Annotated in this window: 1 protein-coding gene; it reads right to left on the bottom strand. The window is 62.5% G+C overall.

Annotated features, from left to right (window positions below; translation table 11 throughout):
- Positions 1–280: immunoglobulin-like domain-containing protein (locus QMX89_RS22780; RefSeq protein WP_282349963.1), on the bottom strand; the 280-nt coding region annotated here is incomplete at both ends.

Here is a 280-nt window from a genome sequence, read left to right as displayed (position 1 = left end):
TGCCGCCGGTCACGCCAGTGATGGCGGTGCTGACGCTGTCGGCGCCTTTGTACACGTCGTTGCCGACGACGTAGGACACAGTGCCCGACGTCTGACCTACCGGAATGGTGATGGTCTGGTTGTTCGACAGGGTCACAACCACCGGCGATTCAGTGACAGGTGCGCCGACGGTGGCGGTGTAGACGATGGTGCCGTTCTCAGCCACGCCGCCTGCTGGCGTTTGTGCGGTCAGTACGACGTTGGTGACGTCATTGCTGTCGCTGACTTGGGTCACGACTGG

The sequence above is a fragment of the Pseudomonas sp. PS01301 genome (assembly GCF_029960215.1).
GTDB classification, from domain to species: Bacteria; Pseudomonadota; Gammaproteobacteria; order Pseudomonadales; family Pseudomonadaceae; genus Aquipseudomonas; species Aquipseudomonas coleopterorum.
The sequence above is the reverse complement of the archived record's forward strand: the minus strand, read 5'-3'. Positions and strand labels throughout refer to the sequence as shown.